Genomic DNA, 17063 nt, shown 5'->3' with positions numbered 1-17063 from the left:
CCAGTCGAAAGTAACCAAAGCGCTTTTGCCCCACCACTCGGTGCCTCGCCTAGGCTCGGCATGCCCTCTCTCCGGCATTGCTCCGTGGGCCCGCCGCGAAGGGCCATCCATGGCCCAGCGCGGCTACCTCGGCATCCATGCCGAGGTGCCCACTGCGCAATGCCTACGTTCAGCCATCGTGGTTAACGGGGCGTCCGAGATCAACGTCCACCGCGAGGCGGCCTGGTAGCCGACCTTTCTCTCCGGCCGTACCCCGATTCAAATGTGGGAGCGAGCTTGCTCGCGATGGCGGTGTGTCAGTTTGCGGTGATGTTGGATGTGCCGGCCTCTTCGCGAGCAAGCTCGCTCCCACAGGGGAAACGCGGTCCCCATCACGAACCAGGTCGGCTGTCAGGCCGCCTCGCGAGCAAGCTTTGCTCCCACAGATTGGACAGGTGTACGACCGGAAGAGCCAGGCCGGCTATAAGGCCGCCTTCGCGAGCAAGCCCGCTCCCACAATGGAATTGGCGTACACCTGAGAGAGCCAGGTCGGCTACCAGGCCGCCTCGCGGTGGACGTTGATTTCGGCGCCCCGTTAACCACGCTGGCCGAACGCAGGTATTGTGGAGTGGGCATCCCGGCATGGATGCCGGGATAGCCGCGCTGGGCCATGGATGGCCCTTCGCGGCGGCCCACGGAGCAATGCCTGCGTTCGGGCATGCCGAGCCTAGGCGAGGCACCGAGTGGTGGGGCATGTAGCGTTTTGCTTACTTTTGCGCTTCTCAAAAGTGAGCCGCTGTAAGAGCGGAACCATAAGTAGCCGTTACCTAAATAACGGATATACACACAAAGATCAGCCCTTCAGCACAGAGCTACACCGTCTTGCGCCATTGCCTACAACTACGCCAGAATCCGCCGGCTTGTGCGCCTTGGCCCTGGGCTCTAACGTTTGCAGGTCGCTGTCAGTTCAGCGACCGGGTTTAGCAGCTCGGCACATTATCAAGGCACGCAGGTCCGCTTTATGGCGGCTGCGCGTGGGGCACTTCGGTGCGCCGGGTTCCTTGATTCCTGGTCTGCTAACCCGCGCACAGTCGCCACCCTTTTCGTCTAGCAGCGATGTCTGGCGGCTCCATCAATCAAGGAGCGTCAACCATGCACAAGGTCACACACAACCCACCAGAAGCAGAAACCGACCCCAAGAAACTCCAGGAAGCCACCGACCGCGCACTCGATTACTACCTGAAGTCCAAACAGCCTCAATGACTGAAAGAGCGCCCAACAAAAAGCCCCGCTTCCTTCCAGAAGCGGGGCTTTTTGCGTATCAGGCCAGTTGAGGCTGTACGCTCACCGGCTGTAGCGGCAGCAGCGGTGCATGGGGGTCGGCCTTGACCGACTCACGCCATGCCGCCAGCCACTCGAGATGCCCTTCGCTCCAGACCTGCTCGTGCAGGCGGGACAGGGCTACCGGATCGCTCAGCAGGGCCAGTCGTTCGGCGTTGCCGAGACCGGCAGGGCCGACCTTCAGGGCGTGGCGAACGCGTTCGACACGCAGCCATTCGATCGGCTCGGCCTGACCGTGTCGCGAGGTGGCCAGCGCACACGCCAAGGCGTTCTGTTGTGGATCGACCACCGCCCGGATGAAACCGTCGTTCAGCGCATGCCAACGGTTCTCGTGGGTGTATTGGTCCGTCGACAACAGCTCCTGCGGCGGTGCGTATTCCTCGGGAATCAGGAACAGGCTTTCATCGCGGGACTTCAAGCCCAGGCCCACACGACTGGAAATCACCGATACCGGGATCGACAGGATCAGCGACCCGACGATTGGCACGAGCCACCAGAGGAAGCTTGGGTTCAGCCAGATCACCAGCAAGGCCCAGAAGAAGCCCAACAAGGTTTGCGGACCGTGGCGCTTGACCGCTTCGCTCCATGGCGTGGAGTCATCATCACGTTTGGGCGAGTTCCAGGTCGCGGCCCAGCCCAGGAAAGCGGCCAGGACGAAACGGGTGTGGAAGATCATGCGCACTGGCGCCAGCAGCATGGAGAACAGCATCTCCAGCAACATGGACATGGTCACCTTGAACTTGCCACCGAACGCCTTCGCACCTTTCGCCCAAATCAGCACGATGCTCAAGAGCTTGGGCAGGAACAGCAGCACGATGGTCGTCGAGAACAAGGCAATGGCCTTTTCCGGATGCCATTGCGGCCACAGCGGATAGAGCTGGCGTGGTTCGAGGAAGTACTGCGGCTCCATCAATGTGTTCACCGCCAGCAGCGCGGTGGACAGCACCAGGAAGAAGAACCACAACGGCGCCGACAGGTAGGACATCACGCCGGTCAGGAACACCGCACGGTGCACCGGGTGCATGCCCTTGACCAGGAACAGCCGGAAGTTCATCAGGTTGCCGTGGCACCAGCGACGGTCGCGCTTGAGTTCGTCCAGCAGGTTCGGCGGCAGCTCTTCGTAGCTGCCCGGCAGGTCATAGGCAATCCACACGCCCCAGCCGGCACGGCGCATCAGCGCGGCTTCGACGAAGTCGTGGGAGAGGATCGCGCCCGAGAACGCCCCCTTGCCCGGCAGCGGCGCCAAGGCACAGTGATCGATGAACGGCTTCATGCGGATGATTGCGTTGTGACCCCAGTAATGGGATTCGCCCAACTGCCAGAAGTGCAAACCGGCCGTGAACAACGGACCATATACCCGGGTGGCGAACTGCTGCATGCGCGCATACAGCGTGTCCATGCCCGAGGCCCGTGGCGCGGTCTGGATGATGCCGGCGTCCGGCGTGGCTTCCATCAGGCGCACCAGGCTGGTCAGGCATTCGCCGCTCATCACGGAGTCCGCGTCGAGCACGACCATGTACTTGTAGTCACTGCCCCAACGACGGCAGAAGTCGTCGAGGTTGCCACTCTTGCGTTTCACGCGACGGCGGCGGCGACGGTAGAAGATCTTGCCAAAGCCCCCGGTCTCACGGCAGACATCCAGCCAGGCCTGCTGTTCGGCGACGCAGATATCGGTTTCGTTACTGTCGCTGAGCACGAAGAAGTCGAAGCGATCCAGGTCGCCGGTGGCGGCCACCGACTCGAAGGTCGCGCGCAAACCGGCGAACACCCGCGGCACGTCTTCGTTGCAGATCGGCATCACCAGCGCGGTGCGGGCGTCCTTGGGAATCGGCTCATTGCCGGCGCTGGCGCCGGAGATGCGGTATTTGTCGTGACCGGTGAGCAATTCGAGAAAGCCCATCAGGGCCGTCCAGAAACCCGCCGACACCCAGCAGAACAGGATCCCGAACAGAATCAGGATGCTGGTTTGCAGCGCATACGGCAGTACTTGCGTGGCCGTCTGCAGCAGCGGCTGGTGCAGGACTTCGTCCAGGTCCACCAGCGACCAGCCCTGGTAAGGCATGATGCCTTTCATGTACCAACCGGCAACGATGGTCTGGCCGAGCATCAGGATCAGCAGGATATAGCGGCGGATCGAACCCACGGTGCGCCAGCGTGCATGGGGCAGCACGCGCTCATCCTTGGGCGGCTTCGGCGGGTTGGTACGACCGGTCAGGCGCCGCCAGGCGCGCACCAGGATATTGGTGCGCCACGGCTCCGGCACGACCTTGGTCCGGCGAATCGGCGGCGTCGCCTTCAAGCACACCCGGCCGTTGGCATCGAGGGCGAGCATTTCGGCGTCCTCGAGTTCCTCGGCGGTGCTCAGCGTCAGTCGACGTCCCACCGAGGCTTGCGCCGCGTCGTTGGGTGCATCGAATGTCGAAGAAGCCAGGCGCTTGTGCAATTCGCTGAATGAGGAGCAGCCCGCCAGCTCGGCGCGCTGCTCGTCGGTCATCGGCAAATGGGCCAGATACTCTCTCAGAGACTCTGGTTGTACGGACGTATTACTCATCGGCAGGCAACTGGTAGCTCCAGGTCTCGGTCAGGACTTGTTCAGTCTGTTCCGGTTCCTGAGGGGTTGGGGTCGGCTCGGCGGCGGCGGTAGACGCCTTGACGGCCTTGGCTTCTTTCTGCTCGCCGACTTGCTCGTTGGCTTTCTCTTTCTCGCTCTGCTGCTTGGCGACCTTGTCGGCCTTGGCCAGCGTGGTCACGGAGTGCGCGGTGGCTGGCAGCTCGACAGGGACAAGCGGCCTGACCAATGCGGCACGCATCTCGGTCGCTTTGCTCGGGTCCTTGATCTTCAGGCGCAACGTCAGGCGCCAGCCCTTGGTTTCAGGGTTGTAGCGCACGCTGTTCTCGACGATCTCGCCATTGTCGCCAACGCTCACCTGGCTACGGACCTCGGCGTCTTCAGGCAGCGCTTGCAGGGATGGCCCTTCGAAATCCACCAGGTAGGCCACGCTGCCGTCCGGTTGACGGATCAGGTTGGACTGCTTCACGTCACCGGTGGAACGCAGGGTCTGCTTGACCCAGGCGCTGTCTGGCGAGTGCAGGTTGGCTTCGTCGAGGGTCCAATGCAGGCGGTAGGCGAAGTCCAGTGGCTGGCCTGGCTCAGGCAGTTTTTCCGGGCTCCAGAACGCAACGATGTTGTCGTTGGTTTCGTCGGCGGTCGGGATCTCGACCAGATCGACGGTGCCCTTGCCCCAATCGCCTTTGGGTTCGATCCAGGCGCTTGGACGTTTTTCGTAACGGTCATCGAGGTCTTCATAGTGGCTGAAGTCGCGACCCCGTTGCAGCAGGCCGAAACCACGCGGGTTTTCTACCGAGAAGTTGCTCACGGCCAAGTGTTTCGGGTTGTTCAGCGGACGCCAGATCCACTCGCCGTTGCCGGCATGGATGGACAGGCCGCTGGAGTCGTGGAGTTCACGACGATAGTTCAGCACCTTGGACGGCTGGTTGGCGCCGAACAGGAACATGCTGGTCAGCGGGGCGATGCCCAGTTTGTTGACGCGATCACGCAGGAACACGCGGGATTTCACATCGACAACGGTGTCGGTGCCCGGACGCACGATCAGGCGATAAGCGCCAGTGGCCCGCGGCGAATCCAGCAGGGCGAAGATCACCAGGTGCTTGTCGGTCGGTTTCGGACGCTGGATCCAGAATTCGCGAAAGCGCGGAAACTCTTCACCGGACGGCAACGCGGTGTCGATGGCCATGCCGCGAGCGGACAAACCGTAGACCTGGCCCTTGCCGATGACGCGGAAATAACTCGCGCCCAGCATGGTCATGATTTCGTCTTGCTTGTCGGCCTTGTTGATCGGGTACAACACGCGGAAACCTGCGTAGCCCAGCTGTTCGGTGGCCTTGGGATCGAACTTCACGTCGCCGAAATCGAAACGCGTCGGGTCGTACTTGATCTCGTCGACGGTGGTCGCGGTGATTTCGTTGATCTTCACCGGCGTATCGAAATGCATGCCCTGGTGATAGAAGGACAGACGGAACGGGGTCTTCTGGTCGGCCCATTCAGCTTTTTCGGTGCGGAAACGGATTTTCTGATAATCGGCGAATTTCATTTCGCGGAATTCGTTCGGCAAATTGCTGCGCGGGGCTTCGAACTTCTGCCCGGCCAGCTCTTGTGCCTTCGCCGACACATCATCCAGGCTGAATGCCCACAGCTGACCCGCGCCGAACAGGCACAACAGGGCCGAGCCCGTTACCAGGGCGCTTCTCAACCGTTTGGCCGTCATTTTTGGTGCATTACAGGGACTAACAATCACGAGCAACCCTCGCCGAAAACTGATCAAAAAACCAACGGCCAGATAAAGTATCTGCACGGTAACGGCGCTGAAAAACCGTTCCTGCGGACCACTCTTGCCAAGTTGGCGAGCATTGTTCCGACTCCGACGGGGCAAAATGATTCCCCAAGCGGTCCAGGACAAGTCTCTACCTAAGTCAAATGGACCAGCGAACGCTGATCCCCCGTAGCGCGCGATTATCTAGTAGCCCGCGTGACAACGCATCAGGGGCAGCAAAGTATTTATCGAGAAAACTCACGGTTTGGCCTCGAAACAGAACCGAAAAGATGTTTCAAACGCTTTCAGACCTGTAACAGGAAGGTTACCGGGCCATCATTGACCAGATGAACCTGCATGTCGGCGCCGAATCTACCTGATGCCACAGTGCCATGCATCTGTTTCGCCTGGGTCAGTAAATAGTTGAACAGCTCTTCACCCAGGGCCGGAGGCGCGGCCGTGGAAAAACTGGGGCGCAGACCGCTTTTGGTGTCCGCCGCCAAGGTGAACTGCGACACCAGCAGCAACCCGCCGCCGACATCCCCCAGAGACAGGTTCATCTTGCCCTCGGCGTCGCTGAACACTCGGTAGTTAAGCAGCTTGTGCAGCAGCTTGTCGGCGCTGGCCCGGGTATCCCCGGGCTCGACGGCCACCAGCACCAGCAAGCCCTGGTCCACGGCCCCGACGATCTCGCCTGCCACTTCGACCCGGGCACCGCGCACTCGTTGCAACAGCCCCTTCATGCTTCTTCGGGCGGCAGGTCGAGCAGGCGCCGGGCCATTTGCGCAGCGGCGCGCACCAGCGCGTCGGTAATCCCCGGCTCCGAAGCCGCGTGACCGGCATCGCGGATCACCTGCAACTCGCTGTTGGGCCAGTTCTGGTGCAGCTCCCAGGCATTGTCCAGCGGGCAGATGACGTCGTAGCGTCCGTGCACGATGACGCCCGGCAAATGGGCGATCTTGCCCATGTCGCGAATCAGTTGGTTGGGTTCGAGAAAGGCGTTGTTGGTGAAGTAGTGGCATTCGATCCGGGCAATCGACAGCGCCCGCTGCGGCTCGGAGAAGCGATCGACCACCAACGGGTTCGGACGCAGGGTCGCGGTTCGACCTTCCCAGGTGGACCAGGCCTTGGCCGCGTGCATCTGGGCGATCTGGTCGTTACCGGTCAGGCGCTTGTGGAAAGCGCTGAGCAAGTCGTCGCGCTCGTCCAGCGGGATCGGTGCGATGTAGTCCTGCCAGTAGTCGGGAAACAGGCGACTGGCGCCGGCCTGGTAGAACCATTCGATTTCCTGCGGACGGCACAGAAAGATCCCACGCAGGATCAGGCCATGGACCCGCTCCGGATGGGTCTGGGCGTAGGCCAGGGCCAATGTCGAGCCCCAGGAACCGCCGAACAGCACCCATTTCTCTATGCCCAGGTGCCTGCGAATGCGCTCCAGGTCTTCGACCAGGTCCCAGGTGGTGTTGTTTTCCAGGCTGGCGTGGGGGGTGGAGCGACCGCAACCGCGCTGGTCAAAGGTGACGATGCGGTACAGGTTCGGATCGAAGTAGCGACGGCTCTGCGCATCACAGCCAGCACCCGGGCCGCCGTGAATGAACACCACTGGCAGGCCTTCCGGGGAACCGCTTTCATCGACATAGAGCGTGTGGGTGTCATCGACAGCCAGATCGTGCCGGGCATGGGGTTTGATCTGCGGGTACAAAGTCTGCATTGCGCGCTCCGTAAGGGGTCGAGTCATCCCTGTGGGGACTTCTATTTAGTCTGCCGTCAGGCATCATAAACCCGAATCACCTCAATGAGCATGCCCCTGCACAGTCAAAGCCTGTCAGCCAGGAATGCCAGCAACGTGCGATACAACTGATCGACCTCTGGCACACGGCCCCGGCCACGCAGGCAACCGTGGACCAACCCTTTGCCGACATACAGCACGACATCCACTTCTGCGGCGTCAAGCCGCTCGCTGTAACGAACACCATCGTCACGCAGGGGGTCCCATTGCGCGACGGCGATTAACGTCGCAGGCAAGCCGCCCAGGTCATCGGCGAGCAGCGGCATGGCATAAGGCGAGGGCCGAACGCCTCCCAGGTACAACGCCTCATAACACGCCAGCTCTCGGCGACTCAGAAGTGGGGCATCGAAGCATTCGTGGCGCGAAGGCAGGTCCGCGGGGCCTCCGAGCGCCGGGTAGATCAAGACCTGGGCCCGGGGCAACGGTTGCCCGGCATCGCGCAAGGCCAGGCACAACGCAGCGGCGAGATTGCCGCCGGCACTGTCGCCGACGACCAACTGGCGACGGGGGTCGATGGCAAACGGGGCGTCCGCCAAGTGACGCCACACCGCAAGGCAGTCTGCGAAACCGGCTGGAAACGGATGCTCCGGGGCCAGCCGGTAATCCACGGCCACCACCAACGCGCCAAGCTCAGCCGCCAGTTCCATACAGATGAAGTCATGGGAGTCCAGGTCCCCCACCACCCACCCCCCTCCGTGCAGATAAAGAAGGCATGGCCAGCCGGCGAGCGGCGCCGCACGTCGGGGGTAGTAGGCCCGCACAGCCACGCCGGCCAGTTCGAAATCCTCGATGGCCAGCGTCGGCGGGCATGGCGGAGTGAACGCCCGGCACATCTGGCTGTAGGCCCGGCGCGAACCGTCGAGGCTGTCGTCCGGATGGGTGAAGCTCAGGGTTTTGTCGATGAAGGCTGACATTGCCTGGGAGAGTGGATAAGCCATGTTGGGTAACCACCAAATGTATCCTTGGGTAGCGCGCAAACTGTGGCGAGGGGATTTATCCCCGCTGGGCTGCGAAGCAGCCCTGAATGTCGATGCGGCGGTGCGCCAGGCAGGCCGCGTTCAACCGTTTGGGGGCGCTTCGCACCCCAACGGGGATAAATCCCCTCGCCACAATGATGAGGCATTACGGCTTGAGGCTGGCCTGCACCGCCGCCACGCCATCCTGGCCATTAAAGCTCGTGACGCCAGCCAACCAGCGCTGCAGGTCCTCGGGATGATCGCGCAGCCATTGCCGGGCGACATCCTGGGGTGTCTTGCGCTCCATGATCGGCACCATCAACTGACTCTCCTGGGCCGCAGTGAAGGTGAGGTTTTCCAACAGCCGGTTCACATTCGGGCAACGCTGGGCATAGTCCGGCGCGGTCACGGTGGACACGGTCGCGGCACCTTCGTTCGGACCATAGACGTCCTCGCTGCCGGTCAGGTAGGTGATGTTCATATTGATGTTCATTGGGTGTGGCGTCCAGCCGACGAAGACCACGAACTCCTTGCGATTCACCGCACGCTGCACCGCCGCCAGCATGCCCGCTTCACCGGATTCGATCAGCTTGAAGTCCTTGAGGCCGAAGTGGTTGGTCTCGATCAGGGTCTTGATGGTGGTGTTGGCCCCGCTGCCCGGCTCGATGCCGTAGATCTTGGCGCCAAGCTGATCCTTGAACCGGGCAATGTCGGCAAAGGTCTTGAGCCCCGCCGCCGCCACGTAGTCCGGAACGGCCAGGGTGGCCTGGGCGTCGGCCAGGCTCGGCTTATCCAATACCTTCACCTGGTTGGCCGCCAGGAACGGCGCGATGTTCTTGTCCATCGCCGGCTTCCAATAGCCCAGGAAGATGTCGAGCCGCTTGTCGCGAATGCCAGCGAAGATGATCTGTTGCACGGCGCTGGTCTGCTTGCTTTCGTAACCCAGGCCGGTGAGCAGCACATCGGCCATGCCGCTGGTGGCGATCACGTCGGTCCAGTTGACCACGCCCATGCGCACGGTCTGGCAGGAGGCGGGCTCGGCGGCCATCGCCCCGCTGCTCAATAGAACGGTACCGCAGAGGAACGACAGACAGCGTTTGAACAGTCTTTTCATCGGGGAGGTCTCGTGCGGCAGCGGATTATTGTAGGCCGGTGTCTTGCTGCACCGTGACCGGAACATTACCCAGCGTCGAGAGGGTCAAGATGAACTGTGGCGACTCGGTTTTGCACGGTGGCGACAGCCCCGTACGAGGCTCAAGGACAAACACAATCCTGTGGCGAGGGGATTTATCCCCGTTGGACTGCGCAGCAGTCCCAAAAGCTCTCAGTCCGACCCGTCAGGTCGCTGGAAGACATCCGTTTTGGGGCCGCTTCGCGACCCAGCGGGGATAAATCCCCTCGCCACAGAAGTACCGCGCGGTGTTTATTTCTTATAAGTCTGCCGTCCCCACGCCAGGAAACCTTCCAGCAACGCCCTGAGCACCACCTGGGTCGGAGCCGCCAGATCCGGTCGGTAGTTGAACGGCTCGAATTCTTCCATGTAGGTGCTCTGGCACAGTTCCAGTTGCACCGCATGGATGTGTTCGGCGGGGTTGCCGTAGTAGCGCGTAATGTGTCCGCCCTTGAACCGCCCGTTGAGCACGTGGGTGAATTCACCATGGCGAGCACAGATGGCTTCGAGCTGGCTGGCCAGGGCCGGGTCGCAACTGGCACCGTTAAAGGTGCCGAGGTTGAAGTCCGGCAGCTTGCCGTCGAACAGGTGCGGGATCACCGAACGGATCGAATGGGCATCGAACAGCAACGCATAACCGAACTCGGCCTTGAGCCGCGCCAGTTCCTGCTGCAGCGCCTGGTGGTACGGCATCCAGACCTGTTGCAGATACGTCGCGCGCTCCTCGACCGACGGTTCCAGCCCTTCGCGAAACAACGGCACGCCGTCGAACAGCGTCGCCGGGTACAAACCGGTGGTGGCGCCGACGTACATCGGCGTGTCATCGGAGGGGCGGTTCAGATCGACGACGAACCGCGAGTACTCGGCGGCCAGGGTGCTGGCGCCCAGCTCGGCGGCGAACTCGTAGAGCCTTGGGATGTGCCAGTCAGTGTCCGGCAGGCTTTGAGCCTCGGGGATCAACCCGGCCTGTACCGCCGGGGTCAGGCGCAGGCCGGCATGGGGCATGCTGATCAACAGCGGCACGCGCCCTTGCTTGAAATTCAGGACCTTCTCCATAACCGTTCTCCTCAATCGATTTCCACGCCGTGACGCACGACGCGTTTTTCCAGATCGCCACCGAGCCAGTACGCCAGGTCGGCCGGGCGGTCGATGTGCCAGGCGACAAAGTCCGCGACCTTGCCGGCTTCCAGCGAACCGTGGGTTTGAGCCATGCCCAAGGCCTGGGCCGCATGAATCGTCGCCCCCGCCAGGGCTTCTTCCGGGGTCATCCGGAAACAGGTGCAGGCCATGTTCAACATCAAGCGCAAGGACAACGCCGGCGAGGTGCCAGGGTTGAGGTCGCTGGCCACGGCGATTTTCACACCGTGCTTGCGCAGGGCGTCCATGGGCGGCAGCTGGGTTTCGCGCAGGAAATAAAATGCGCCCGGTAACAGCACCGCCACGGTGCCGGATTCGGCCATGGCCTTGGCGTCGTCCTCGGTCATGAACTCCAGGTGATCGGCCGACAGCGCCTGGTAACGCGCCGCCAGGCTGGAACCGTGCAGCGACGACAACTGCTCGGCGTGCAGCTTCACTGGCAGCCCCAGTTGTTGCGCAGTGATGAACACCCGCTCGACCTGCGCCGGGGAAAACGCCAGGTATTCGCAAAAGGCATCCACCGCATCCACCAGCCCCTCGGCCGCCAGGGCCGGCAGCATCTCGGTGCAGATGTGCTCGATGTAGTCGTCGGCGCGATCCTTGTATTCCGGCGGCAAGGCGTGGGCCGCCAGACAAGTGCTGCGTACGCTGACTGGCAGCTCAGCGCCGAGACGGCGGATGACCCGCAGGATCTTGCGCTCGCTGGCCAGGTCCAGGCCGTAACCGGATTTGATTTCCACCGTGGTCACGCCATCGCGCATCAGGCTTTTCAAACGTTTGGCGGCACTGGCGAACAGCTCATTCTCAGTGGCGGCACGGGTGGCGCGCACGGTGCTGGCGATACCACCGCCGGCCGCGGCGATCTCGGCATAGCTGACGCCTTGCAGGCGTTGTTCGAACTCACCACTGCGGTTGCCGCCAAATACCGTGTGGGTATGGCAGTCGATCAGCCCCGGCGTGACCCAGGCGCCCTTGAGGTCGTTGACCGCCGGGTAGTCACCCGTCGGCAATTCGGCACGCGGGCCGATCCATTGGATGTGCTCACCCTGGGTGACGATGACGGCGTCTTCGATGATCGAGTAGACGCCCTGGGCCATGGTGGCGGCGTGGCAGTTTTGCCAGAGGGTTTTCATCCCGGTTTCCTCGTCGCATTCAAAATCGAATCGCGAGCAAGCTCGCTCTCACAAAGGTCAGGGTGTACCCCAAATGAATGTGGGAGCGAGCTTGCTCGCGATGGCGCCCTTACAGGCTCGGCAACAACTGCGCCGTGACCAGTTCGTTCAAGCACCGACTCGCCAGCAATTCACTGGCTGCATGGATGTCCGGCGCAAAGAAGCGGTCTTTCTCGTAAAACGGCACTTGCGCACGCAACAGACCCCGGGCCCGCTCCAGCTTCGTGGAGGTCTTCAAGCCGCCACGCAGGTCCAGCCCCTGGCAAGCCGCGAGCCATTCCACCGCAAGGATCCCACGGGTGTTCTCGGCCATTTCCCACAGACGCTTGCCGGCAGCCGGCGCCATGGAAACGTGGTCTTCCTGGTTGGCCGACGTCGGCAGGCTGTCCACCGAATGGGGATGGGACAGCGCCTTGTTTTCACTGGCCAGGGCCGCCGCAGTGACCTGGGCGATCATGAAGCCGGAGTTCACCCCGCCATTGGCGACGAGGAACGGCGGCAGTTGCGACATGTGCTTGTCCATCATCAACGAAATGCGCCGCTCGCTCAGGGAGCCAATCTCGGCAATCGCCAAGGCCATGTTGTCGGCCGCCATCGCCACCGGTTCGGCGTGGAAGTTGCCGCCGGAAATCACGTCGCCCTCGGCGGCGAACACCAGCGGGTTGTCCGACACCGCGTTGGCCTCGATCACCAGCACCTCGGCGGCCTGGCGGAACTGAGTCAGGCAGGCGCCCATCACTTGTGGCTGGCAACGCAGGGAGTACGGGTCCTGGACCTTGTCGCAGTTCTGGTGCGAGTCGGAGACTTCGCTGCGCTCGCCCAGCAGATCACGGTACGCCGCGGCGGCGTCGATCTGGCCTTTCTGGCCACGGGCGGCATGGATGCGTGCATCGAATGGCGAACGCGAGCCGAGCACCGCTTCCACGGTCAGGCCGCCCAGGGCCAGGGCACCGGCAAACAGGTCTTCGCCTTCGAACAGGCCACGCAGGGCAAATGCGGTGGACACCTGGGTGCCGTTGAGCAACGCCAGGCCTTCCTTGGCGGCCAGGGTCAGCGGCGTGAGCCCAGCCACTTTCAGCGCGTCGACGGCCGGCAGCCATTCGCCCTTGTAGCGGGCCTTGCCTTCGCCCAGCAGCACCAGGGACATGTGGGCCAGTGGCGCCAGGTCACCGGACGCACCGACCGAACCCTTGAGCGGAATGTGCGGATAAACCTCGGCATTGATCAGCGCAATCAGCGCATCGATCACCTGCCGACGGATACCGGAAAAGCCCCGGCTCAGGCTGTTGACCTTGAGCACCATGACCAGCCGCACCAGCGCATCGCTGATGGGCTCGCCCACGCCGGCGGCATGGGACAGCACCAGGGAACGCTGCAGGTTTTCCAGGTCTTCGCTGGCGATGCGGGTCGAGGCCAGCAGGCCGAAACCGGTGTTGATGCCGTAGGCGGTGCGGTTCTCGGCAAGAATCTGTTCAACGCAGGCGACACTGGCCTCGATCTGCGCCGACGCGCTGGCGTCGAGGCTCAAGGTCACGGGTTGCTGATAGATGTCACGCAATTGAGCCAGGCTCAATTGGCCGGGAATCAGGTTTAAGGCAGTCATGTATTGCTCCTTTTGAGAGTTTTGTTTTTACCCGCCAGTCGCTCCGGAATGTTCCGTTATCCGTCACCTTCGCCTTTTGGGCGATGCTTTGTGGGCAATAGGTGCCTTGGCACGCTGACGCTTTTTTGATCAATTCAAATTCGGTAATACGCTGTGCAGCGCGCTCGGGTCTTTAAGCAGGCCGGCGGCACTGGCGATGTCCGGCGCCAGCCAGCGATCCTGATCGTAGGCCGGCACGCGCTCGCGCAGCAGTTTCCAGGCGATGTCGGTGCCGGTGCCGAAGCGCTGGGCCTTGAGGAATTCAAAGGCCTGGGCCGCCAGCAAGTATTCGATGGCGAGGATCTGCGTGCAGTTTTCCAGCGCCCGGTGCAGTTTCAGGGCCGCATTGGTCCCCATGCTCAGGTGATCTTCCTGCAAACCGGAGGTGACGAAATTGTCGAGCACCGCCGGTTGCGCCAGTTGCTTGTTTTCCGCGCACAGCGACGCGGCGACATATTGCACGATCATCATCCCCGAGTTCACCCCGGGGTTGGCTACCAGGAAGGCCGGCAGGCCGCTGACATGGGGGTTGATCAAGCGGTCGAGGCGACGCTCGGCGATGGAGCCGATCTCGGCCATGGCAATCGCCAGCAAATCCGCCGCCAACGCCACCGACTGGCCGTGGGGATTGGCCTGGGACATGACCCGGAAGTTCTCCGGCGTACCCAGCAGCAGCGGATTATCGGTCACCGCGTTGAGCTCGGTTTCGATCTGTTGCCGGGCGTGGGCCAACTGATCGCGAGCCGCGCCGTGCACCTGGGGAATCGAGCGGATGCTCAAGGCGTCCTGCGTGCGAATGCCCAGGCTTGCGGCGATGACCTCGCTGCCGTCGAGCAGTGCCCGCAAATTCACACCAACCTGCTGCATGCCCGGGTGTGGCTTGAGGGCGATAACGTCGGCATCGAATGCGGCGATCTGGCCGCGCTGGGCCTCGAAACTCATGGCGCCGATCACATCCGCCCATTGCACCAACCGCGTCGCATCGGCCAGGGCCAAGCAGCTCAGACCGGTCATGCACGGCGTGCCATTGACCAGGCACAAACCGTCCTTGGCCCCGAGCTGCACCGGCTGCAAGCCTTCGGCGGCCAGGGCTTGTTGCGCCGGGACGATCTGCCCGCGATAGCTGACCTGGCCGACACCCAGCAGCGCGATGCCTATGTGGGCCATGTGGGTCAGGTAACCCACCGAACCCTGGGATGGCACTTGCGGCGTGATGCCTCGATTGAGCAGCGCCAGCAACGCCTCGACCACCCGGCGATGGATGCCGGACTTGCCTTGGCTGTAGTTGAGAATGGCGGCGCAGATAATCGCCCGGGTCTGTTCATCGGAGAGCGCCGGGCCAACGCCACAGGCGTGGCTGAGCAAGGTGTTGCGCGACAGTTGGCTGAGTTGTTCGTCTTTGAGCGAAACATTGCACAAGGCTCCCAGGCCGGTGTTGACGCCATAGGCGCGCTCGCCACTTTCGACGATGCGCTGGACGATGGCCTGGGCATTGTCGATCCGCGCCCAGGTCTGGGTCGACAGCTCGAGCACAGCGCCGAAGCGAGCGACAGCGACCACGTCCTGCCAACGCAGGGGGGCGTCGGCGATGATGATTTTTTCAGCCTGGGACATCTAAAGCCTCATACACATAAAGTTGCCGATAACATTTGTGGCGAGGGGATTTAGCGAAACGTCGCACCGCCCCGATGGGTCGCGAAGCGGCCCAATATTCCACCCAGTTGTGCCAGGCTAATTCCATTGCCTGGTTTGGGGCTGCTGCGCAGCCCAGCGGGGATAAATCCCCTCGCCACAACTGCGCATGTCTTTAAACCACCGCCGCCCTGCGCTGCACGAACCGATCGACATACTCATCGGCCGGCGAGTGCAGGATTTCCCGGGGCGTGCCGACCTGGATCAGCTTGCCATCCTTGAGGATCGCGATGCGGTTGCCGATGCGCACGGCCTCGTCGAGGTCGTGGGTGATGAAGACGATGGTCTTGTGCAGAGTCTTTTGCAGCTCCAGCAACTGGTCCTGCATTTCCGCGCGGATCAGCGGGTCGAGGGCGCTGAAGGCTTCGTCCATCAGGATGATATCGGTGTCCGCCGCCAAGGCCCGGGCCAGGCCGACGCGCTGGCGCATGCCGCCGGAGAGTTGGTGCGGGTATTTGTTCTCGTAGCCCTTCAGGCCCACGGTGTTGATCCAGTGCAGTGCCCGCTCGGTGCACACCTGCTTGCTTTCGCCACGGACTTTCAAGCCATAGGCGACATTGTCCAGCACGCTCTTGTGGGGCAGCAGGCCGAAGCTCTGGAACACCATGCTGATCTTGTGCCGGCGAAATTCGCGCAGGGCGTCCATGTCCAGTTGCAGGATGTCTTCGCCGTCCACCAGGATCGCGCCGCTGGTGGGGTCGATCAGCCGGTTGAAGTGGCGCACCAGGGTGGACTTGCCGGAGCCGGACAGGCCCATGATCACGAAGATCTCTCCGGTACCGATGCTCAGCGACAGGTCGTTGACCCCGACCACGCAACCGGTTTCGGCCAGCACCTGGTCCTTGGTCTTGTTCTGGCGGATCAGCTCCAGGGCTTCCTTGGAGCGATTGCCGAAAATCTTGAAGACGTTCTTGACTTCGATCTTGCTGATGGCTGCGTTGCTCATTTGCTCACCTCGTGCCGAGGACGACCATAGGCCTGGGTAATGCGGTCGATGACCACGGCGAGAATCACGATGGCCAGCCCGGCTTCCAGGCCGCGTCCGACGTTGAGGGTCTGGATGCCCACCAGCACGTCTTCGCCCAAGCCGCGGGCGCCGATCATCGAGGCGATGACCACCATCGACAGGGCCATCATGGTGGTCTGGTTGATCCCGGCCATGATGCTCGGCAGGGCCAGGGGCAGTTGCACGCCGAACAGCTGTTGCCAGCGGTTGGCGCCAAAGGCGTTGATGGCTTCCATCACTTCACCGTCCACTTGGCGGATGCCCAGGTCGGTCAGGCGGATCAACGGCGGCGCGGCGTAGATCACCGTGGCGAAAATCGCCGGGACCTTGCCCAGGCCGAACAGCATCAACACCGGAATCAGGTACACGAAGCTCGGCATGGTCTGCATGATGTCCAGCAACGGCATCAGCACCGAACGCAGGCGATTGCTGCGCGCCGAGAGGATGCCCAGTGGAATGCCGATCAACACCGAGATCAGCGTCGCCACCAGCATCAGGGCGAGGGTCTGCATCAGCTTGTCCCAGAGGCCCACCGCCCCCACCAGGAACAACAGACCGACAATCACCGCCGTGGCCACGACCTTGCGCGTGGCGTGCCAGGCAATGCCGCCGACGATGGCCAGCATCAGCCACCAGGGCGCCATGCGCAGCAGGCCTTCGAGGTTGACGATGGCCCACAGCAGGGTGTCGGAGATGTGCCGGAACACATCGCCATAGTTGGTCACAAGGGAGTCGACCCAACCGTTGACCCAGTCGGCGATGGAGAAGGTAAAGCTTTCGGGAAACATAAGAGACTCTCGATCAGGTGGATGCGGTGAACGTCCCGGCCAGCCCCACGGTTGGCCGG

General features: G+C 62.5%; 12 protein-coding genes. All 12 read right to left on the bottom strand.

Annotated elements, in window-relative coordinates:
* Positions 1 to 1300: 1300 nt before the first annotated feature.
* Positions 1301 to 3871, bottom strand: a complete 2571-nt coding sequence (mdoH, locus tag ACMTA2_RS03135) for a glucans biosynthesis glucosyltransferase MdoH (protein WP_413793676.1) — start codon at positions 3869 to 3871, stop codon at positions 1301 to 1303.
* Positions 3864 to 5636 carry a glucan biosynthesis protein gene (locus tag ACMTA2_RS03130; protein WP_413793675.1) on the bottom strand — a complete coding sequence of 591 codons (1773 nt, stop codon included), beginning with the start codon at positions 5634 to 5636 and terminating at the stop codon, positions 3864 to 3866. The genes mdoH and ACMTA2_RS03130 overlap by 8 nt, the downstream gene beginning before the upstream one ends.
* Positions 5637 to 5956: 320 nt before the next feature.
* Positions 5957 to 6394 carry a D-aminoacyl-tRNA deacylase gene (gene dtd / locus ACMTA2_RS03125; RefSeq protein WP_413793674.1) on the bottom strand — a complete coding sequence of 146 codons (438 nt, stop codon included), beginning with the start codon at positions 6392 to 6394 and terminating at the stop codon, positions 5957 to 5959.
* On the bottom strand, positions 6391 to 7362 hold the full coding sequence (pip, locus tag ACMTA2_RS03120; RefSeq protein WP_413793673.1) for a prolyl aminopeptidase: 972 nt from the start codon (positions 7360 to 7362) through the stop codon (positions 6391 to 6393). The genes dtd and pip overlap by 4 nt, the downstream gene beginning before the upstream one ends.
* 104 nt (positions 7363 to 7466) lie before the next feature.
* Complete coding sequence (locus ACMTA2_RS03115) at positions 7467 to 8354, bottom strand: alpha/beta hydrolase (RefSeq protein WP_413795582.1); 888 nt, start codon at positions 8352 to 8354, stop codon at positions 7467 to 7469.
* A gap of 208 nt (positions 8355 to 8562) precedes the next feature.
* Positions 8563 to 9510: a choline ABC transporter substrate-binding protein gene (locus ACMTA2_RS03110; protein WP_413793672.1), complete on the bottom strand. Its 948-nt coding sequence runs from the start codon at positions 9508 to 9510 to the stop codon at positions 8563 to 8565.
* A gap of 309 nt (positions 9511 to 9819) precedes the next feature.
* Complete coding sequence (gene hutG, locus ACMTA2_RS03105) at positions 9820 to 10623, bottom strand: N-formylglutamate deformylase (protein WP_413793671.1); 804 nt, start codon at positions 10621 to 10623, stop codon at positions 9820 to 9822.
* An 11-nt stretch (positions 10624 to 10634) separates the two neighbouring features.
* The gene (gene hutI / locus ACMTA2_RS03100; RefSeq protein WP_413793670.1) at positions 10635 to 11837 is read right to left on the bottom strand and encodes an imidazolonepropionase; all 1203 of its coding nucleotides are present in this window, start codon (positions 11835 to 11837) and stop codon (positions 10635 to 10637) included.
* A gap of 109 nt (positions 11838 to 11946) precedes the next feature.
* Positions 11947 to 13479, bottom strand: coding sequence for a histidine ammonia-lyase (gene hutH / locus ACMTA2_RS03095; RefSeq protein ID WP_413793669.1), 1533 nt, complete (start codon positions 13477 to 13479; stop codon positions 11947 to 11949).
* Positions 13480 to 13608: 129 nt separating this feature from the next.
* Complete coding sequence (gene hutH, locus ACMTA2_RS03090; RefSeq protein WP_413793668.1) at positions 13609 to 15132, bottom strand: histidine ammonia-lyase; 1524 nt, start codon at positions 15130 to 15132, stop codon at positions 13609 to 13611.
* Between the two features lie 193 nt (positions 15133 to 15325).
* Positions 15326 to 16156 carry a quaternary amine ABC transporter ATP-binding protein gene (locus ACMTA2_RS03085; protein WP_413793667.1) on the bottom strand — a complete coding sequence of 277 codons (831 nt, stop codon included), beginning with the start codon at positions 16154 to 16156 and terminating at the stop codon, positions 15326 to 15328.
* Positions 16153 to 17004, bottom strand: a complete 852-nt coding sequence (locus tag ACMTA2_RS03080; RefSeq protein ID WP_003196893.1) for an ABC transporter permease — start codon at positions 17002 to 17004, stop codon at positions 16153 to 16155. Before ACMTA2_RS03080 ends, ACMTA2_RS03085 begins: the two co-directional genes overlap by 4 nt.
* Positions 17005 to 17063: the final 59 nt, after the last annotated feature.

The sequence above is a fragment of the Pseudomonas medicaginis genome, from assembly GCF_965119365.1.
GTDB lineage: Bacteria > Pseudomonadota > Gammaproteobacteria > Pseudomonadales > Pseudomonadaceae > Aquipseudomonas.
The sequence above is the reverse complement of the archived record's forward strand: the minus strand, read 5'-3'. Positions and strand labels throughout refer to the sequence as shown.